The organism is Streptomyces cinereoruber, assembly GCF_009299385.1.
Classification (GTDB): domain Bacteria; phylum Actinomycetota; class Actinomycetes; order Streptomycetales; family Streptomycetaceae; genus Streptomyces; species Streptomyces bikiniensis.
Genome location: NZ_CP023693.1, coordinates 6275765 through 6294780, shown reverse-complemented (window position 1 = coordinate 6294780; position 19016 = coordinate 6275765). Strand labels below are relative to the sequence as shown.

General features: G+C 76.2%; 18 protein-coding genes and 1 pseudogene. 7 read left to right on the top strand and 12 right to left on the bottom strand.

What is annotated here, in order from left to right:
* Positions 1 to 57 precede the first annotated feature (57 nt).
* The 4 genes from CP977_RS34220 to CP977_RS28360 all read right to left on the bottom strand — a co-directional run bounded on the left by CP977_RS34220 (position 58) and on the right by CP977_RS28360 (position 3844).
* The gene (locus tag CP977_RS34220) at positions 58 to 228 is read right to left on the bottom strand and encodes a hypothetical protein (protein ID WP_159057741.1); all 171 of its coding nucleotides are present in this window, start codon (positions 226 to 228) and stop codon (positions 58 to 60) included.
* 61 nt (positions 229 to 289) lie between these two features.
* Positions 290 to 670: a hypothetical protein gene (locus tag CP977_RS28370; RefSeq protein ID WP_062751393.1), complete on the bottom strand. Its 381-nt coding sequence runs from the start codon at positions 668 to 670 to the stop codon at positions 290 to 292.
* A 112-nt stretch (positions 671 to 782) separates the two neighbouring features.
* Positions 783 to 3170 (bottom strand): phage holin family protein, encoded by a 2388-nt coding sequence (locus tag CP977_RS28365; protein WP_229991488.1) that lies wholly within the window; start codon positions 3168 to 3170, stop codon positions 783 to 785.
* Between the two features lie 269 nt (positions 3171 to 3439).
* On the bottom strand, positions 3440 to 3844 hold the full coding sequence (locus CP977_RS28360) for a recombinase family protein (RefSeq protein ID WP_062751395.1): 405 nt from the start codon (positions 3842 to 3844) through the stop codon (positions 3440 to 3442).
* 122 nt (positions 3845 to 3966) lie between these two features.
* On the opposite strand from CP977_RS28360, the gene CP977_RS28355 reads away from it, so the two are divergent.
* Entirely contained in the window at positions 3967 to 4740 is a 774-nt protein-coding gene (locus CP977_RS28355; RefSeq protein ID WP_152371029.1) for an MBL fold metallo-hydrolase, read from the top strand.
* Positions 4737 to 5471 carry a DedA family protein gene (locus CP977_RS28350; RefSeq protein ID WP_229991471.1) on the top strand — a complete coding sequence of 245 codons (735 nt, stop codon included), beginning with the start codon at positions 4737 to 4739 and terminating at the stop codon, positions 5469 to 5471. The genes CP977_RS28355 and CP977_RS28350 overlap by 4 nt, the downstream gene beginning before the upstream one ends.
* Here the strand turns inward: CP977_RS28350 and CP977_RS28345 are convergent.
* The 3 genes from CP977_RS28345 to CP977_RS28335 all read right to left on the bottom strand — a co-directional run bounded on the left by CP977_RS28345 (position 5451) and on the right by CP977_RS28335 (position 9094).
* A complete protein-coding gene (locus tag CP977_RS28345) occupies positions 5451 to 6473 on the bottom strand; it encodes an MBL fold metallo-hydrolase (RefSeq protein WP_062751399.1) in 1023 nt (340 codons plus the stop codon). The genes CP977_RS28350 and CP977_RS28345 overlap by 21 nt on opposite strands.
* 64 nt (positions 6474 to 6537) lie before the next feature.
* Positions 6538 to 7770 carry an aminotransferase class I/II-fold pyridoxal phosphate-dependent enzyme gene (locus CP977_RS28340; protein WP_062751401.1) on the bottom strand — a complete coding sequence of 411 codons (1233 nt, stop codon included), beginning with the start codon at positions 7768 to 7770 and terminating at the stop codon, positions 6538 to 6540.
* Positions 7771 to 7885: 115 nt separating this feature from the next.
* Positions 7886 to 9094: a sulfite oxidase gene (locus CP977_RS28335; protein WP_109184395.1), complete on the bottom strand. Its 1209-nt coding sequence runs from the start codon at positions 9092 to 9094 to the stop codon at positions 7886 to 7888.
* 207 nt (positions 9095 to 9301) lie between these two features.
* On the opposite strand from CP977_RS28335, the pseudogene CP977_RS35375 reads away from it, so the two are divergent.
* From CP977_RS35375 to CP977_RS28325, 3 genes and pseudogenes are all read left to right on the top strand, one after another.
* Positions 9302 to 9709, top strand: a pseudogene (locus tag CP977_RS35375) (GNAT family N-acetyltransferase); the annotation flags it as partial.
* Between the two features lie 198 nt (positions 9710 to 9907).
* Positions 9908 to 10744: a class I SAM-dependent methyltransferase gene (locus CP977_RS34965; protein WP_229991489.1), complete on the top strand. Its 837-nt coding sequence runs from the start codon at positions 9908 to 9910 to the stop codon at positions 10742 to 10744.
* Positions 10745 to 10887: 143 nt separating this feature from the next.
* The gene (locus CP977_RS28325; protein ID WP_062751403.1) at positions 10888 to 11220 is read left to right on the top strand and encodes a DUF6204 family protein; all 333 of its coding nucleotides are present in this window, start codon (positions 10888 to 10890) and stop codon (positions 11218 to 11220) included.
* Between the two features lie 239 nt (positions 11221 to 11459).
* On the opposite strand, the gene CP977_RS28320 is transcribed toward CP977_RS28325, so the two are convergent.
* Positions 11460 to 11834 carry a hypothetical protein gene (locus CP977_RS28320; protein WP_062751406.1) on the bottom strand — a complete coding sequence of 125 codons (375 nt, stop codon included), beginning with the start codon at positions 11832 to 11834 and terminating at the stop codon, positions 11460 to 11462.
* A gap of 272 nt (positions 11835 to 12106) precedes the next feature.
* Here CP977_RS28320 and CP977_RS28315 point away from each other — a divergent pair, with 272 nt between their 5' ends.
* Together CP977_RS28315 and CP977_RS28310 are read left to right on the top strand one after the other, a co-directional pair.
* Positions 12107 to 12862, top strand: coding sequence for a GntR family transcriptional regulator (locus CP977_RS28315; RefSeq protein ID WP_152371027.1), 756 nt, complete (start codon positions 12107 to 12109; stop codon positions 12860 to 12862).
* A 79-nt stretch (positions 12863 to 12941) separates the two neighbouring features.
* Positions 12942 to 14030 (top strand): adenosine deaminase, encoded by a 1089-nt coding sequence (locus CP977_RS28310; protein ID WP_062751410.1) that lies wholly within the window; start codon positions 12942 to 12944, stop codon positions 14028 to 14030.
* A 65-nt stretch (positions 14031 to 14095) separates the two neighbouring features.
* On the opposite strand, the gene CP977_RS28305 is transcribed toward CP977_RS28310, so the two are convergent.
* The 4 genes from CP977_RS28305 to CP977_RS28290 all read right to left on the bottom strand — a co-directional run bounded on the left by CP977_RS28305 (position 14096) and on the right by CP977_RS28290 (position 19009).
* Positions 14096 to 14962, bottom strand: a complete 867-nt coding sequence (locus CP977_RS28305) for a D-alanyl-D-alanine carboxypeptidase family protein (RefSeq protein ID WP_079130953.1) — start codon at positions 14960 to 14962, stop codon at positions 14096 to 14098.
* 180 nt (positions 14963 to 15142) lie between these two features.
* A complete protein-coding gene (locus CP977_RS28300; RefSeq protein ID WP_062751415.1) occupies positions 15143 to 15883 on the bottom strand; it encodes a class I SAM-dependent methyltransferase in 741 nt (246 codons plus the stop codon).
* A 169-nt stretch (positions 15884 to 16052) separates the two neighbouring features.
* Positions 16053 to 17015 (bottom strand): S66 peptidase family protein, encoded by a 963-nt coding sequence (locus CP977_RS28295; protein ID WP_109184391.1) that lies wholly within the window; start codon positions 17013 to 17015, stop codon positions 16053 to 16055.
* Positions 17012 to 19009: a S9 family peptidase gene (locus CP977_RS28290; protein ID WP_152371026.1), complete on the bottom strand. Its 1998-nt coding sequence runs from the start codon at positions 19007 to 19009 to the stop codon at positions 17012 to 17014. Before CP977_RS28290 ends, CP977_RS28295 begins: the two co-directional genes overlap by 4 nt.
* Positions 19010 to 19016: the final 7 nt, after the last annotated feature.

The following is a 19016-nucleotide window of genomic DNA, read 5'->3' as shown; positions in this document are numbered from 1 at the left end:
GGGTCCGGCGGGCCGCACATCGGGTGGCGCCGGGCCCGCGTCGAGCCGTTCCCGGGGTCAGCGGACGGATTCGCTCCGGGACGTGGGCGGTTCCTGAGCGGGGGTCGGGGCGGGTGCCGGGGTCGGGGCGCCGGGTTCGGGTTCGAGCGCGGCGCGGTCGGCGCGTCGGGCCCGGGAGGCCTCGGCCCGCATCAGGGCGTGGAGGACGGCGAACGGATCGACGGGCATGGCGAAGCTCCTCGCGGTGCGAAGGGTGGGTGATGGGGGGCTGCGGTGAGGGCGGGGCCCCTCAGCAGCGCATCACCACGCACCGGAGGGCGTCCCCGCGCGGAGCGGGTACGGGGGCGGGGAGCGGGTTCCGGCGGCGCCTCCGGTGTGCGCGGTCCCGGCGCCGGGGCCCGGCGGGGCGCAGGCCGGCGCGGTGCCGTCGTGCACGGCCGGGGAACCCGGTCTCGGCGGCGGCCTGGTCGTGGGTCTCGCCGACCGGGTCGGGGGCCGGGACCGAGGCCGCTGCGGGGAGCGGGGAGGTGCCGGAGAGCAGGGCCGGGCCCCCGGCGCCGCACAGCGCGGCGAGGACCAGGAGGACGACGACCCAGCGGTGCCGGCCCGGGCGCGCCCGGCGGCCCGCCGGGGCGGCGGGCACTGCGGTCGGCTCGGGCGCGGGGCTCACGGAGATCCGTACTGCCCCGCGCGGGTCCCGGCGCGGCGCCCGGGACCCGAGATCCGCCCGGGCGGCCTACGCCCGGCCTCCGGGATTCACCGCCCCGGCGGTCACACCCGGATCAGCACTTCTCGTCACGGACGGGCGGCCCGTGGAGGGGGCCGGCGACGGGGGCTCCGGCGGGTCCGCCGAGGGGTCCGTCGGCAGGGCCACGGGCCGTACCGTCGGCATAGCCGCGGACTGTGGCGTCGGCCGGGGCACCGCCCGAACCGCGGGCTGCTCCGTTGACCGGGGCGTCGGTCGGCGTGTCGGTCGGATCGCCGCCCGAACCGCCGGCCGGGGCACCCACCGGCCCGTCGGCTGCTCCGTCGCCCGGTGCACCGTCCGGGCCTCCCTCCGGGGCACCGGTCCGCCCGTCCGCCGGACGGTGCGGTTCCGGTCGGGACGGGAGTGGTGGGGGCCCCGCCGCCTCCGGCGGTCCCGTCACCTCCGGGAGTTCCACCGGCACCGGGAGTTCCACCGGCACCTGCGGGCCCGAGGATTCCCGCAGCCAGCGGCGCAGGACACGGTGGATCTGCTCCGCGCCGACCAGTTCCTCCCCCTCCCCCACCGGTGGGGAGAGTTCCGGCGGTGAGAGCAGGAAGGGTTCCGACTGCTCGCCGCCGAGGCCGCCGTGCGAGCCGATCTGCTCCTCGAAGGCGTGCACGGCGCCGGTCTCCGGGTCGTACATGGAGTTGACCATGATGTCCGCGACGTGCGGGAAGCCGTCCGTGCGCCGCACGGCCCGCGCCGCGCCCGGCCCGTACACGGCCAGCGGTCCGTCGTCGGTCAGCTCGGCGACCGGGACCTCGGTCCCGTCCCCGGCGAGGACCACCGAGCCGTGCTCGGCGCTCGCCACGAGGACGAAGCCGACGCCCGGGTGGTGGGCGAGGGTGCGGAGCAGGGCCGGGTGGCGCCGGTCGATCTCCTCCCGGGTCATCCGGTGCGGCACGTCGGGGAAGGAGACGAGGCCGAGGTTGCCGGAGGCGAGGACCACCGGTTCGGAGGGCTTGGCGGGCAGCTCCCGCGCCGTCTCGTCGCCCTCGTCGAGCGGCCGGTGCAGCGCGCTGCGCAGCGCGTCCCTGGCCGCGTCCCGCGCCTCCGAGCCGCTGGGGGTGCGCCGTACCCGGCGCGGCACGGGCAGCCCGCACCCGGCCCTCACCAGGTCCTTGAGCGTCAGGCCGTACACCGCCTCGAAGGTCTCGCCGGGGCTCTGCCCGTGGTCGGAGAGGAGCACGATCCGGTACGGGCGCGGGGCGTGCCCGGCGACGTCCGCGATGAGCGCGATCGCGCGGTCGAGGCGGCGCAGGACCTGGTCGGTGTCCCGGCCGTGCGGGCCGGAGTGGTGGGCCACCTCGTCGTACGCCACGAGGTCGGCGTAGACGGCGGTCCGGCCCGCCAGCATGTCCCCCATCACGGCCGCGACCACCACGTCCCGCTCCACGACCGTCGCGAAGGCGCGGACGAAGGGGTACGTGCCGCCGCGCGGGGTCCTGGGGGTCTCGCGGCGCAGCCGGGCCCGCGTCGACTGGCACACCTCGCGGACGCACTCGGTGACGAACGACCCGGCGGTGCGGACCGCGTTGGCCGGGTCGGAGAAGTACGCGAAGTAGCCGGCCCGGGAGCGGTTGCGCCGGCCGCGCCGGGCGGCCACCGACAGGACGAGGGCGACCTGTTCGGCGCCGCCGCTGAAGAGGTTGCCCCGGGAGGCCCCGTCGAAGGTGAGGAGCCCGCCGTCGCCCGTGCGGCGCACCGCCCGCCGCTGGAGTTCGACGGCACTGGCCGGGCGGTTGGACACCATGAGCCGGCCCGTGTCCTTCTCGTACCAGCGGAAGGCGGGCACGTCCTCGTTGGAGCCGTGCAGGATGCCGAGCTGGCTGGCGCCGGTCTGGCTGGACCAGTCGGTGCGCCAGGGGGTGAGCCGGTGTCCGGCCTCCAGCCAGGTCGCGACGGTCGGCATCAACCCGTCGGCGACGGCGTCGCGCAGCACGCGGTGGCCGACGCCGTCGAGCTGGAGGAAGACCGTGCCGGGGGCGGCGTCCGCCGGGTCACCGGGGGCGCGGGCCCGGGTGCGGCCGGTGAGCCGGTAGAGGCGGCGCCGGTAGGCGTCGTCGTCGCGGACGGCGAGGGCCGTGGAGGTGGCGGAGGCGACGGCGGACATGACGGCCGCGACCACGACGGCGGTCTCGGGGTCGGCGGCGCCGCGCCCGTCGGGGGTGACCCAGAGCGCGACGAGCAGCAGGGAGCCGTTGATGAAGAAGCCGAGCAGGCCGAGGACGAGGGCCGGGACGAGCAGCAGGGCCCGGACGAGGAGCGGCCACACGAGCGCGCCGAGCAGGCCGAAGGCGCCGGCCGCCCAGGCGGCGGTGATCGCGGTCCGGGTGAGGCTGTCCCCGTCGGGGGCTTGGAGCTGGAAGGCGGGGAGCAGTCCCGCGAGGAGGAGCAGGGTGAGCGTGGACACCGCCCACACCACGATCACGCGTCCCAGCGCGCCTCCGGCGGACCGCCAGCCCTTCGTGGACCGCCGGCCCTTGGCGGACCACCGGCCCTTCGCAGGCTGCCGCCCCGCCCCGGACTCCCGGCCCGCCCCGGATCCCCGGCCCGCCCCGGACCGCCCGCGGTCGGCGCCGCCCCCTCGCCCGTCACCCACGCCCGCCTCGCCTTTCAGCCGTTTCCTGCCCCAAGCGTGTCACAACGCCCACGGCGGGACCGGAGGAAGGCGGGCGGGGCCCTGCGGGGTCAGGAACCGTCGTACCCGGCGGTCGGCATGGAGAGACGTCGGTGCACCCCGGCCTTGGCCGCCGCGTCGTACACCGGTTCGTCGGGACAGACCGTCTCCAGGCGCACTCCGCGCCGCTCGCACTCGGCGCGGAAGCCGGCCACGGAGGTCAGCGCGCGGGCGAGGACCCGTTCGCTGGCCGCGACGAAGAGGTCGACCGAGCCGTCCTCCACGTCCGCCCACAGGGCCTCGTGGTCGGGCCGGATGCCGTAGAACAGCAACTGGCGGGCGATCACGTACCCCCGGTCCTCGGCCCAGCGCGCGCACACCGCGTGCTGGCCGCGCGTGTCGACGAGGAAGGGTTCGCTGTCGAGCTCTTCGAGCGGGGTGAGGCTGGCGATCGCCGCCACCCGAACGTCGTCCATGGAGGGACCCTACTGCGGGAAGCTGCGGCCGAACATCCTCCGGCGCCCGCTCCGGACGTCTACCCTCGTTGACGGGGGTACGGAGGGGGCAGGGGTACGGAACGGACGGAAGGCGGCACGCGGTGGAGGTCACCTGGTGGGGTCACGCGACCTGCACGGTCGAGGACTCCGGGGTCCGCTTCCTCACCGATCCGCTGTTCGCGCGGCGGCTCGCCCACCTGCGCCGCCGGCGCGGCGCCCCGCCGCCCCCCGAGGCCGCGACGGCCGACGCCGTCCTCGTCTCGCACCTGCACTCCGACCACCTGCACCTGCCGTCGCTCGCGCGGCTCGCGCCCGGGACGCGGCTCCTGGTGCCGCGCGGGGCCCCCGCCGCCGTGCCGGGGCTGCGCCGCCTGGAGCGGGCCGGGCTGCGGCTCACCGAGGTGGCGGCGGGCGACGAGGTGACGGTGGAGGGCCTGACGGTACGGGCCGTCCCGGCGCTCCACGACGGGCGGCGGCTGCCCGTGGGGCCGCGCCGGGCGCCCGCGCTGGGGTACGTGGTCGAGGGCGGGGCGCGGACGTACTTCGCCGGGGACACCGGGCTCTTCGACGGCATGGCGGAGGCGGTGGGCCCGGTGGACGTGGCGCTGCTCCCGGTCGGCGGCTGGGGCCCGTACCTGGGGCCGGGCCATCTGGACGCGGGCCGGGCGGCCGAGGCGCTCGCGGAGCTGTCCCCGGCGGCGGCGGTGCCGGTGCACTACGGCACGTACTGGCCGATCGGGCTCGACGGGGTCCGGCCGCACGAGTTCCACTCCCCGGGGGACGAGTTCGTGCGGCACGCGGCGCGCCTGGCGCCGAAGGTGACGGTGCACCTGCTGGGGCACGGCGAGCGGGTGCGGCCGGAGGTCGCCCGGTGATCGACGGGATCGCCCGGTTCGCCGAGGTCGTGGGCGAGCTGCCGCCGGAGTCCACGCAGCAGGCGGTCGGCTATCCCTCGCTGTTCCTGCTCGTGGCGCTCGGCGCGCTGGTGCCGGTGGTGCCGACGGGCGCGATCGTCAGCTCGGCGGCGGTGGTGGCCTTCCACCAGACCTCGCCGCTGTCGCTGCTCTTCGTCTTCCTGGTGTCGGCGTTCGCCGCGCTCCTCGGGGACACGGCGCTGTACTGGCTGGGGCGGCGCGGGGTGCACTCCGACAAGGGCTCGCGGTGGCTGGCCGCGCTGGAGGGCCGGGCCTCGCCCGAGCGGCTGGCGCACGCACGGGAGCGGCTCGACGCGCACCAGGTGTCGGTGCTCGTCCTGTCCCGGCTCGTGCCGGCGGGCCGGATCCCGGTGATGCTGGCGTGCCTGCTCGCGGAGGTGCCGCTGCGCCGCTTCGTCCGGGGGGACGCGGCGGCCTGTCTGGCGTGGGCGGCGACGTACCAGCTGATCGGCATCCTGGGCGGTTCGCTCTTCCCGGAGCCGTGGCAGGGGGTCGTGGCGGCGGTGGTCCTGACGGTGCTGATCAGCGCGGTTCCGGCGCTGTGGCGGCGGGTGCGGGGGACGCGCGCCGAAGCGCCTGCCTCCGGAGCGCCGGCCCCCGCCCCCGGGTCGCCGGCCCCCGAAACGCCGGCCTCCGGGTCGCCGGGCGGGTCACGGCACGAGCACCCGTGAGCCGCCGATCGGCAGGTCCCACAGGTCCTCGCGGGCGAGGCCGGCCTTCTCCCAGGCGGCTCTGACCCGGGTGAGGGGTTCGAGGACGGGCTCGCAGGAGAGCACGAAGGTCGCCCAGTGCATGGGCGCCATCCGCCGGGCTCCCAGGTCCTGGTGGGCGCGGACGGCCTCCTCGGGGTCGGTGTGGACGTCGCGGAGCCACCAGCGCGGGTCGTAGGCGCCGATCGGGAGCAGCGCCAGGTCGATGCCGGGGTGACGGCGGCCGATCTCGGCGAACCAGTGGCCGTATCCGGTGTCCCCGGCGAAGTACACGCGGTGTCCGGAGCGGTCGGTGAGCACCCAGCCGCCCCACAGGGAGCGGCAGGTGTCCAGGAGGGTGCGCTTGGACCAGTGGTGGGCGGGGACGAAGTCGAAGCGGACGCCGCCGAGTTCGACCGCCTCCCACCAGTCGAGCTCGGTGACGCGGGTGAAGCGGCGGCGGGTGAACCAGCGGCCGAGGCCGGCCGGGACGAGGACGGGGGTGTCCCGGGGCAGCCGTTTCAGGGTGGGGGCGTCGAGGTGGTCGAAGTGGTTGTGGCTGATGACGACGGCGTCGACGCGCGGCAGGTCCTCCCAGCGGACCCCGACGGGGGTGAGCCGGGCGGGGGTGCCGAGGATGCGGCGGGACCAGACCGGGTCGGTGAGGACGGTGAGGCCGCCGATCCGCACCACCCAGCTGGCGTGTCCGGCCCAGGTGACGGCGAGGGTGTCGGGCCCGGCGGGCGGGACCGGACCGGGCTCGAAGGGGAGCAGGGGGACGTCCCGGAGGCCCTCGGGGCGGGGGCGCACGGCTCCTTCGCGGGCGAGGCGGGCCATGGACCGGACGCCGGGCAGGGGGGCGGTGAGCCGGTCGGCGAAGGTGCGGGGCCAGTCGTGCCGCAGCCGTCCGACGGGCTGGAGGGCGGGTGCGGGGGCCGTGGCACGGTCGGTTTCGTACGGGGCGGCTGCCGTCCGTTCGGTCATCTGCGGGCTCCGTTCCGCTCGGCGCTTCATGACGGGCTCGTGGGACGTCGGCGGGCGGTCGGGGTCACCGGAGTTCCTCCAGTGCCGCGCCGAAGTCCGCGAGGGCCCGGGCCACCCGGGGAAGCTCCGGGGGGTCCTCGGCCCCCAGGGCCTCGGTCCGCTCCTCCCCCGAGGCCCCCAGGAACATGCGCGTGCCGAAGCGGACCCGCAGGGCGCCGAGTTCGTCGCCGAAGCGGTGGCCGCCGGGCACGGGGGCGCCGAGCCGTTCGGTGAGGAGGGCCTCCAGTTCCAGGGAGTCGGTGACGCCCCGGGCGGCGAGGCCGTCCCGCAGCGGTCCGAGGTCGGCATAGAGGTGGCGGCCGGCCTGCGGGGGCAGGGAGAGGGCGCCGGCGGCGAGGACGGCGTGGTGGGCGGCCCGGGCGAGGCGCCCGTGGACGGCGGCGGCGCGGCGGGCCGGCGCGGTGACGTCCTCGGGTTCGTCGAGGGCGTGGGCGAGGGCGGGGGCCAGGGGGCCGGGGACGACGGAGCCGAGGGCGGTGAGGACGTCGAGGACGCGGGCGCGGGGGTCGGTCCAGCGGTCGGCGCGGGACGGGTCGGTGGGCGGGAAGCGGGCGACGGCGCAGGGCCAGGCGGCGGGGGTGAGCGCGCCGCCGAGGTCGCTGAGGACGGTGACGTCGTCGGGGCACATCTCGGCGGGGCTGACGAGGACGGTGTCGTGCGGGTCGTGGCGGGTGTCGCGCCAGGTCTCGTCGCTGACGACGTGGAGCCCCTCGGCGACGGCGGCCTCGCAGGCCTCGCGGACGAGTTCGGGCGGGGCGACGGTGCCGGTGGGGTCGTCGGCGACGGAGAGCAGCAGGACGCGGGGGTGGCCGCCCTCGGCGCGGACGCGCCGGACGGTCTCCAGGAGGGCGTACGGGTCGGGGACGCCGCCGCACTCGGCGGGGGTGGGCACGTGGTACGCGGGGCGGCCGAGGAGCCGGGCCTGCGGGGCCCACCAGGCGGGGCAGGGCCGGGGCAGCAGGAGGTCGCCGCCGTGGGCCGCTATGAGGGCCAGGAGGAGGGCGGGGGCGCCGGGGGCGGCGACCACGTCCTCGGGGTGGGTGCGCAGGCCCCGGCGCCACCAGTGGCCGGCGGCGGCCTCGCGCAGGACGGGGCCGCCGCCGGGCGGCTCGGGGTCGGTGCGTCCGGCGGCGGCGGAGAGGAGGCCGGCGAGCACGGGCGGGAGGGGCAGGCCGGTGTCGGGGGCGGGGGGACCGTAGCGCACCGGGCCGCGCTCTTCCGGAGCCTTCTGCGGCATGTCCCGTACCTCCTGAGCGCACGGGGGCGCCGGGCACGGCACCCTCGTGCCCTTTATACGGACTTTCGTGCGTTTCCGCCGCTTCTGGGATCGACTCGGGGAGGGGCCGGGCGGCTCAGGCGACGGTGACGGGGTGGCGCACGACCGCGCCGAAGAGGTAGCCCTGGGTGTTGTGGACGGCCCGCTCGGGCTGGGTGTTCCCGGCGGCGTCGGTGGTGCGGGAGAGCAGGGTGACCCGTCCGGCGCGGTGCGGGCGCCAGGGGGCGCTCCAGCGGACCCAGCCGTCGCGCCGGGGGGCGTCGTGGAGCTGGGCCGGGCGCCAGTGGGCGCCGCCGTCGGTGGAGACCTCCACCTTCCGCACGGGGGCGAGGGCGGACCAGGCGCGGCCGGTGAGCCGGTGGACGCGCCCGGCCTCCAGGGTGGCGCCGGAGGGGAGCTGGTAGCCGGACTTGAGGACCTGGCGGCCGAGCGGGGCGCTGCCGCCCTCGGGGTGGGCCTCGCCGAAGAGGCGGTACCAGTCGGTGGACCAGGGCGAGGCCAGCGGGCGGGTGGAGACCTCGATGTCGCCGAGCCACTTGACGGAGGCGATGCCGATCCAGGAGGGCACGACGAGCCGGACCGGGTGCCCGTGGTCGTACGGGAGGGGTTCGCCGTTCATCTCGTACGCGAGGATCACGTCGTCCAGGGCCTTGGCGATCGGCAGCGGGCGGCGCACCCGGCCGTGGTCGACGCCGCCGGAGACGTACGGGGCGTCGAGGCCGCGCGGCTGGACGGCGACGGCGTCGCGGGCGAGTCCGGCACGCCGGAGGACGTCGGCGAGGCGGACGCCGCGCCAGCGGGCGGCCCCGACGGCGCCCAGGGTCCAGGCGGTGCCGCTGACGGCCTCGCCCTGCTGGCCGGTGTAGAAGCTGCGGCCGTTGCCGGCGCACTCGATGAGGGCCGTCCGGGTGACGGACGGCAGGTCGCGCAGCTGCCCGTAGGTGAGGTGGACGGGCCGGCGGCCGTGGAGCCCGTCGCCCCAGAGCGTCAGGCGCCAGTCGCGGGCGTCGAGGACGGGGGTGGAGGTGTGGTTGCGGACGAAGAAGCGGTCGGCGGGGGTGAGGTACCCGGTGTCCGCGAAGGCGTCGAACCGGGCCTCGGCGTTGGTGCCCCGGACGGTGAAGTGCTCGGCGGGGAGCGCCTTGACGATCCCGGGCGCGGTGGGCCCGGCCGCGGCCGCGTGTGCGGGGGCCGCGGTGGCGATCCCGCCGAGGGCGGAGACCGCCGGGCTCGCGGCGAGCAGCTTCAGGAGGGAGCGTCGGGCGGGCACGGGCGAGTACGGCACGGGTCTCCTCGACGGGACGGGAAGGGGGGCGGCCGGACGGCGGCGCGCCGATCCTAGGGGCGCGGGGCGGGTTCGGACGGCCTGTTCACAGGCCTGTCACAGAGGCCCTGCGGGGCCTGGCAGACGCGAGGGCGCCGTCCGGGGCGGGCCGGAAAATGCGAGGCCGGCGGGAGGGGGCCGGACGCAGGACGCACGGCATGCCGATACGTGAAGCGCTTCCCGGGGACGCGGCCGCCCTCGCCGCCGTGCACGTGCCGTCCCGGCGGGCCGCCTACCGCGACCTGTCTCCCCCGCCCGTATCCGGAGGGCCTGGACGTGGAGGAGCGCGCCGCCGTCCGGCACGCCCGTCTCACGGCCCCGGAGCGGCCCGCCGTGCTGCTCGCGACACGACCCGGCGGGGACGGGGGGCCGGTCGCCTTCTCCTGCTTCCACCCCTGGCCGGGCGAGGGGTTCGAGCCCGCGCCCACGGCCGGGTCGGCAGCGCTGCACGCCCTGCCGGAGGTCCGGGGCGCGGGGGTCGGCCGGGCGCTCCCGTCCGCGATCACCGGGGCGCTCGTGGAGGCCGGTTTCCGCTCGGCGGCGCTGCGGGTGTTCGCGGGGAACGCGCGGGCCCGGAGGTTCTACGGGGCGGCGGGCCGGAGGGCGGACGGCGAATCCGTCCGGGAGGAGACGGGCGGCCGGGTCCTGGAGGAACTCCGTTACCGGCGCCACCTGTTGAAGCAAGGCGCTGTCCACATTGCAAGACACGTATCTCATCATTCGGCCGATCCGCATACGGTGAGGACATCCGCCCACACCGAGGGAGTCGGTTCCATGACGCACGCCTCCGTACCTTCCGCGGCCCACGAGACCGCCGTCTACACGCACGGCCACCACGAGTCGGTCCTGCGCTCGCACAGCTGGCGGACCGCCGCCAACTCCGCGGCCCACCTGCTGCCCGAGCTGCGGGCGGGACTGGACGTCCTGGACGTGGGCTGCGGGCCCGGCACCATCACCGCCGACCTGGCCGCGCTGGTCGCGCCGGGCCGCGTGACCGGGGTCGACGCCGCCGAGGACGTCCTGACGAAGGCCCGCGCCGTCGCGGCCGAACGCGGCCTGGAGAACGTCCGGTTCGCCGTGGCCGACGTGCACGCCCTGGACTTCCCCGACGACTCCTTCGACGTCGTCCACGCCCACCAGGTGCTCCAGCACGTCGGGGACCCGGTCGCCGCACTGCGCGAGATGCGGCGGGTGTGCCGCCCCGGCGGGATCGTCGCGGCCCGGGACAGCGACTACGGGGCCTTCGCCTGGTTCCCCGAAGTGCCCGCCCTGGACGGGTGGCTGGAGCTGTACCACCGGGTCGCGCGCGCCAACGGCGGCGAACCGGACGCGGGCCGGCGCCTGTACTCCTGGGCCCGGCGGGCCGGCTTCACGGACATCACGGCGACCGCCGGCACCTGGTGCTTCGCCACCCCCGAGGAGCGGGCCTGGTGGAGCGGCCTGTGGGCGGACCGCACGACCGCCTCCGGCTACGCGGACCTGGCCGTCTCCGGCGGCCACGCGACCGCCGGGGAGCTGGCGGCGATCGCGGAGGGCTGGCGGGAGTGGGGCGGGCGGGAGGACGCCTGGTTCATGGTCCCGCACGGCGAGATCCTGTGCCGGGTGACCTGACCGTCGCCCGGGGCCGGGGCGCGGCAGGGCGCCGAGCGGATATTCCGGGCGGCGGGGGCGCCGGCCGTCGTACGGTGACGGGTCGGCGCGCCGCCGTGGCGGGCCGGACGGCAGTGGCACCAGAGGCACAGGGAGTACGAGGGATGGGCACGCAGCACACCTACCGGGTCATCGTGCGCGGCACGTTCGACGGTCTGTCGGAGGAGAGCCGGTCCCGGCTGCTCGCCGAGGCCGACGACCACGGCCTCGCGGCGATGCAGTTCACGGAGGAGGGCTCGCTGACCTACGACCGGACGCTGAAGCACTTCTCGTACCGCCTGGTCGTCGTCTCCGACGCCGAGGACGGCGAGGAGATGGCGGGCGCGCTCGCGGAGGACCGGGTGGAGACGGCGCTCAAGGCGCTGGGCCACGGGTACAAGGGGCTGCGCTCGACCGTGACGGACCTCGACACGATGAAGATCAACTACAAGCGCTGAGGCCCGTCGCGCGTTCACGCCGCGGGTTCCGGGGCTTCCGCGGATTCCGGGGCCGTCTCGGTTGCCGTGATCGCTCGGCGCTCGTGGTCGCGCCAGGCACCGTCGGTGAACAGCGGGGCGGGCGGGAACCCCTCCGGGCGGAAGCCGGCGCGGCGGACACGGAGGCGTACGGGCCTGGGGCGTCGGGCGTGCGGCGTCGGGCGCGCGGCCAGGTTGTGCGGGCCAGACGTACGGGCCCCTCAGCGGCGGGCCGTGCGGACGCGGGGTGGGCAGGTCTCGCCCCTGCGCACGACTCCGATCATGACGGTGGTCCGTCGGTCGAGGTCCGCGCCCGCTTCCGGGTACTGGGTGCAGACCTGCCAGCGCGAGGGCCAGAGGACCCGCCGGTCGCGGCCGCTCACGTCGTGGACGTCGAGCCGGGTCCGGCGGTCGAGACGGGTGAAGACCCGCCACAGGCCCAGGCCCAGGAAGTCCGGCACCGTCCGTTTCTCCGTGTCGTCCCCGGCTCCGGTCCCGGTCCCGGTCCCGGTCTCGGGGCGCTCCTCCGCCGAGGTCACGGCGACGGCCGCGAACGCGAGGAGCGCGCCCGCGCCGACGGCTGCGGCCCGTCTCACTTCCGCCTCCGGGCGGGCGTACGGGCCCCGCCGGACCGGGACGCTCCCGCGCCCGCCGTCCGCTCCCTGTCCTGGGGATCCTTGGGACTCATCGATTCAGGGCCTCTCCTCGTCGTATCCGCCGTACCGTCGTACCGCCGTGCCGTCCGTCCAGGATGGGGGGATCAGGACCCCGCCGTGCCGGTGGGAGAGCCGTACGGGTGACTTGTCAGACAGCACGGCCCGACTACGGTGGTGCCGGGACGAGGCCGACGACGAGAAGAGGAGGGGCCGTGGCGGTCAGCGGACAGCGGCGACGACCGGTCGTGGCGCTCTACGAGCGGATCGCGGACGCCGTCCACGAGGGCACCTACCCGCCGGGGTCCACGCTCCCCTCCGAGCCGAAGCTCGCCGCCGAGCTGGGCGTGAGCCGGCCCGCCCTGCGCGAGGCACTGCTGCTGCTCCAGGAGGACGGCGTCCTCACGGTGCGGCGCGGGGTCGGCCGCACCGTGAACGACCGCCCGCCCCGGCGCGGGTTCGAGCAGGTCCAGCCGCTGGAGGAGCTGATCGGCGGGGGCGCCCCGCTGCGCGTGCGGGCGCTCCTGCGGACGGTCGAGGAACCGACCGACTTCACCACCCAGCACCTGCTGACCCCGGCCCGCGCCGAGCTGCGGTTCTGGGAGTCCGTGCTGTCCGGGGAGGGCACGGCGGCGGCCCTGAGCCACGAGTGGGCGGCGGCCGACGACCTCCTCGACCGGGTGCACCCCGACTTCGCGCGGGCCCTTCGGGAGGCCGACGCCGACGGGCGGCCCGCCGTCTCCATGCTCTCGGTCCTGGTCGGGGCCTCGCGCGAGACGGCCCTGAGCGCGCACAGCGGGATCACGGCGACGCTGCTCGGGCGGCGGCGCGGGGACCAGCTGGGGCGCCCGGCGGACACCCCGGCCGTCCTGGTCACGCAGGTCGTCCGGGTCGGCGAGGTCCCGGTCCTGGCCGCCAAGCACACGCTGCCGACGGGCGCGCCCGCGCTGCCGGTGCTGCACTCCCACTGAGCGGCCCGGCTCCGGCCCGGCCGGCCCCTGTCGGGGGCGTCACAGCGCGCCCCCGCCCCGTGGCGTACACTTCCCCGCCATGCACTTGTCTGACAACCTCACCGCGCCTGCCGCCGCCCCCGTCTCCGACTGGATCCGGCGGGCCCCCAAGGCCGTCCTCCACGACCACCTCGACGGCGGGCTGCGCCCCGCGACCATCGTCGAGCTGGCGCGCGAGTGCGGCTACACCGCGCTGCCGACCGAGGACCCGGCCGAGCTCGCGGTCTGGTTCCGGGACGCCGCCGACTCCGGTTCGCTGGAGCGGTACCTGGAGACCTTCGCCCACACCTGCGCGGTGATGCAGACCCGCGAGGCGCTCACGCGCGTCGCGGCCGAGTGCGCCGAGGACCTGGCGGCGGACGGCGTCGTCTACGCCGAGGTCCGCTACGCCCCCGAGCAGCACCTGGAGGGCGGCCTGACCCTCGACGAGGTCGTGGAGGCGGTCAACGACGGCTTCCGGGAGGGCGAGCGCCGCTCCGGCGGCCGGATCACCGTCCGCACCCTGCTCACCGGAATGCGCCACACGGACCGCTCCCTGGAGATCGCGCGGCTCACGGTCGCGCACCGGGACAACGGCGTCGCGGGCTTCGACATCGCGGGCGGCGAGATCGGCAACCCGCCGGCCCGTCACCTCCCCGCCTTCCAGCACCTGAAGCGGGAGAACTGCCACTTCACCATCCACGCGGGCGAGGCCGTCGGCGCGGAGTCGATCCACGAGGCCGTGCAGGTCTGCGGCACCGAGCGGATCGGCCACGGCGTGCGGATCACGGACGACATAGCCGAGGACGGCACGCTCGGCCGGCTCGCCTCGTACGTCCGGGACAACCGGATCGCCCTGGAGGTCTGCCCGACCTCCAACCTCCAGACGGGCGCGGCGAAGGACTACGCCACGCACCCGATCGACGAGCTGCGCCGCCTGGGCTTCCGGATCACGCTCAACACGGACAACCGGCTGGTCTCCGGCACCACCATGAGCGAGGAGTTCCAGCACGTGGCGGACGCCTTCGGCTACGGCCCGGAGGTCTTCGAGGAGTTCACGGTCGCCGCCCTGGAGGCCGCGTTCCTGCCGCTGCCGGAGCGCCGGCGCCTGATCGACGAGGTCGTGCGCCCGGGGTACGCGGCGCTCTGAGCGACGCCCGGAGGGGCGGACCGGCGCGCCACGGCGCCGGTCCGCCCCTCCGGATTCTTTCCGGGTTACTTCGCGAAGCCGTAGTCCAGCAGCTTCTTGACGTCCGCCGTCCGGTTCGCCTCGGACGACGAGGCGAGGACCGTGCCGATGACCGTCTTGCCGTTGCGGGTGGCCGCGAAGACGAGGCAGTACTTGGCCTGCGGGCCCGAACCGGTCTTCACGCCGATCGCTCCGCTGTAGGTGCTCAGGAGCTTGTTCGTGTTGGTCCACGACATGTACCGGTAGCCACCGGACTTCGTGGTCACCTTCTGCGTCGTGGACTTCGTCGCGACGACGGTGCGGAACGTGGTGTTCTTCATCGCGCTGCTCGCGAGCTTCGTCAGGTCGCGCGGGGTCGAGTAGTTCTGCCCGTTGCTTATGCCGTCGAACGAGTCGAAGTGGGTGTTCTTCATGCCGAGGTTCTTGGCCTCGGTGTTCATCTTCCCGATGAACGACTTGATCCGCGCCGCGCGCGTGGAGCCGGTGCCGAACTTGTCGGCGAGGGCGTAGGCGGCGTCGCACCCCGACGGCAGCATGAGGCCGTAGAGGAGCTGGCGTACGGTCACCTTGTCGCCGACGATGAGCCGGGCCGACGAGGCGTTCTTGGAGACGATGTAGTCGCTGTAGGCCTTGTCGATCGTGACCTTGGCGTCGAGGTTGAGGCCCTTCTGGGCGAGCACCACCTTCGCGGTCATGATCTTCGTGGTGGATCCGGTGGCCCGCCGGGTGTCGGCGGCCTTCCCGTACAGCGTCGTGCCCGTCCCGTTGTTCATGACGAAGCCGCCGGGGGCGGTGATCGTCGGGACGGCCGGCGCGGCGTGCGCCTGGCCGGCGAAGAGGCCGCCGGCCAGGACGGCCGAGGCCGTGAACGCGACGGTCACGGCACTGCGCACTCCGAGTGTGGGAGTCTTCAAAGTCTCTGCCCTTGGGTCGATGCCTTCCGGGCCCGTGCGGGCCCGGCGCACGGAAGACGAGCGAAGGGGCTCAGGGGATGTACGCCGGGACCGTGAAGTTCCTCGCGTTCCGGGCCACCTCTCCCGGGGGCCGGGAGGGCGGCCGGGACCCGCTCGGGGTCAGGCGCGGCAGCGGAGCATCGTCAGCGGCGGGTTGGCGTCGTGGTCGGCCCAGAACTCCTCGCCGTACGCGCGCACGCCGGCCTCGGAGATCTCCAGGGGCACCCAGGTGATCCCGTCGAACCCGGCCGCCCGCAGGCTCTTCTCCAGGACCTCGCGGCCGGGCGGGTTCGCCTCGAACGAGATCGGCGGGTCGAGGAGCGCGGTGAGCCGCTCGCGCGGGCCGATCTCGGTCTCCTCGCCGAGCGATTCGCAGAGGAAGCCGTACTTGGCCAGGGACGGCCCGTCGAAGCGGAAGTCCGGGTTCTGCGTGAAGACGAAGAAATCGGCCCCGGCCGCGAGGCTGCGGTGGATGTTGCGGCACATCCGCTCGATGGTGGCGACGCTGTCGGCGTAGTTGAACAGCTGGACCGCGATCGCGAGGTCGAAGGGCTCGTCGAAGGCGCGCAGTTCCGCGACGTCACCGACCTCGTACCGCGTGCCCAGCGGTTCGGCGCCCTCCAGGGCGCGGGCCGCGTCGACCATCGCGCCGGAGATGTCGACGCCGAGGACGTCGGACGCGCCCCGGCGCTTGAGCTCCCGGCTGTAGAAGCCGGTTCCGGAGGCCAGGTCGAGGACCGACCTGCCCTTCACGTCCCCGACGAGGGCGAGGAAGCCGGGCACCTCCCCGTAGCGCGCGAGGGGGAGGCCCTTGAACCCCTCGAACGCCTCGCCGATCCCGTCGTACAGCTGACCGCTCATCGTGCCGTTCCCCTCGTCGTGGCGTCGGCCTTCCGGCAGCCGCGGCCCCTGGCGGGAAGTCTCTCCCCGGCCGCCCGGGAGGCCGTACTGGCGGAAGCCACGAAGATCGCGGGGTCGTTTCGTCGTCGTGCCGAACACCCGCGCGGGGAAGGGGGCTTGGCGGAAGACCTCAGCGCAGGGCCGGTACGTCGAGGGTGAGCGTCCCCGCGTCCGCGTCGAGCACCGCCGGTATGCCGAACGGCACGGTGAGCGCGGTCGCGCCGTGCCCGAAGCCCAACTCCTCCACGACCGGCACCCCGAGGCCGCCGAGCCGGTCGGCGAGCACCGCCCGCACCTCCTCGTACGGCCCGCACTCCGCCCAGGAGCCGAGCCCGACGCCCGCGACCCCGTCGAGCCAGCCGGAGCGCAGGAGCTGGGTGAGGATCCGGTCGAGGCGGTACGCCTCCTCCCCCACGTCCTCCAGGAGCAGCAGCCCGCCGCGCGCCGAGGGCCGGGCGTGCGGGGTGCCGAGGTCGGCGGCGAGGAGGCTGGCGCAGCCGCCGAGGGTCACGCCCCGGGCGCGGCCCGGCACCAGGGCCCGCGCGGTCTCCAGGCCCAGGGTCCGTACCGACTCGGGCTCGAACAGGGTGGCCCGCAGGGACTCTTGCGTGCGCGGGTCCGACAGGAAGGTGCCCGCGGCGGTCATCGGCCCGTGCAGGGTGGCGAAGCCCGCGCGGACGGCGAAGGCCTCGTGCAGGGCGGTGGCGTCGCTGTAGCCGACGAAGGCCTTGGGCCCGGCCGCCCGGACCGCCGCCCAGTCGACGAGGTCCACCATGCGCTGGGCGCCGTAGCCGCCGCGCGCGCAGATCACGGCGGAGACCGCCGGGTCGCACCAGGCCTCGGTGAGGTCCCGGGCCCGCGCCCGGTCCGCCCCCGCGAGGTGGCCGAGGGCGGGGTGCACGTCCAGGACGTGCGGGGCGACCACCGGCTCCAGGTCCCAGCCGCGCAGCACGTCGAGCCCCGCCCGCAGCCGCTCCTCGGGGACGGGCCCGCTGGGGGCGACGACGGCGACCCGCGCCCCGGGCCGCAGCCGGGCGGGCCGCTCCAGGGAGCCGGCCGGGGTGCGCGGCTCCCGTGCCCCGGGCCCGGTCACGTGCGGTACCCCAGGTCCGGCACGTCCGTGCGGTCGAGGCCGAACACCGTGACGTACAGCGACAGTTCCGCCTCCAGGGCGCGGGTCAGGGCGTCGGCCCCCCGGAAGCCGTGGCCCTCGCCCTCGAAGGCGAGGTAGGCGTGCGGGACGCCCCGGCCGGCCGCGCGGGCGAGCAGGCGCTCGGCCTGCGAGGGCGGGCAGATGACGTCGTCGAGGCCCTGGAGCAGCAGGAACGGGGCCGTGATCCGGTCGACGTGCTCGACGGGCGAGCGCTCCTCGTACCGGTCGGGGACCCGGTCGAAGGGGCCGATCAGGCCGTCGAGGTACCGGGATTCAAAGTCGTGGGTCTCGCCGGTGGCCCAGCCCCGGGGGTCGAGGACCGGGTAGACGATGGTGCCGCAGGCGTACACGTCGGTGCCGGTGAGGGAGGCGGCGGCCGTCCAGCCGCCGGCGCTGCCGCCGCTCACGGCGAGCCGCGCCGGGTCGGCCGTGCCCTCGGCGGCGAGCGCCGTCGCGACGGCCGCGCAGTCCTCCACGTCCACGACGCCCCACTGCTCGCGCAGCCGCTCCCGGTACTCCCGGCCGTAGCCGGTGGAGCCGCCGTAGTTCACCTCGGCGACGCCGATGCCCCGCGAGGTGAAGTAGGCGATCTCCAGGTCGAGGACGAGCGGGGCGTGCCCGGTGGGTCCGCCGTGGACCCGGATCACGTACGGGGGCAGCTCCCCGGCGGGGCCGGTGAAGGCGGGGTGGCGGGGCGGGTACACCTGGGCGTGGACCTCCCGGCCGCCGGGCCCGGGGAAGGTGCGGAGGCGGGGCTCGGGGTAGTACGCGGGGTCGACGGCGTCGGTGTGCGCGGCGCCGACCACGCGGGCACGGCCGGTGCGGGTGTCGAGCTCCACGAGCTCGTAGGAGCTGTACGGTCCGGCGGCGACACCGGTCACCCGGGTGCCGTGGACGGCGAGGGCCGGGGCCCACTCGGTCCAGGGGCCGGCGGCGTCGACGAGGTCGCCGCGCTCGGGGTCGAGGACGCCCAGGGAGGTGGTGCCGACGCCGTGGACGACGGCGACGAGCCCGTTCTCCAGGGGCGCGAACCAGCCGTGTCCGATCTTCCAGAGCGGGCCGCCGAACTCCTCGGGGCGGGGGCAGAGCGCGACCGGTTCGGACAGGGTGCCGTCGTCGCCGACCGAGGCCCGGTAGAGGTTCCACCAGCCGGTGCGGTCGCTGACGAGGAGCAGCCGCCCGGCCGCGTCCCAGTCGGCCTGGGGGATCGACTCGGCCGGTCCGCCGGCGACGGTCCTGGCGTCCCGGAAGGTGCCGTCGGGGGCGACCTCGGCGAGCAGGACCTCGGTGCCGTCCCACGGCATCCGGGGGTGGTCCCAGCCGATCCAGGTCGCCCGGGTGCCGTCCGGGGAGAGCCGGGGGCCGGTGACGAACCGGTGCCGCTCGGCGGTGAGTTCGCGCACGGCGGTGCGGTCCCCGGCGGCCGAGCCGTCGAGCGGCACGGCGGCGGGGACCCGGCGCACGTCGGTCGGCGCGGGCCCGGTGGACTCCTCCAGGACGCACCACACCTCGCCCCGGTCCGGGTGGACCACCGGATCGACCCAGCGCAGTCCGCCGCCGACCGGGGAGACGGGGGTGAGCGGCCGGGGCTCCGCGCCGGGGCCCGCGTCGGGCTCGTAGGCGTACAGCCTCTGGTCGGGGAAGTGGCAGAACACCACGAGCGGTCCGCCCTCCGGCCGGTCGGCCGCCGCCCAGGGCCGTCCGCCGTACTCGACGACCCGGCTGCGGACGTTCCACGGGGCGGGCAGCGCGGTCTCCTCCGTGCCGTCGGCGCGCCGCCGCACCAGGGCCCGGCGGCCGCCCTCGGCGGGCCGCGGCGCGGTCCACCACAGCTCGTCGCCGACGGTGCCGGGATACTCGGGCCGTCCGTCGTGCGCGGCGGCGAGCGCCGCGCCGACGGGCGAGGGCCAGCTGCCGTGGGCGGCCGTCTCCATGGTCTCC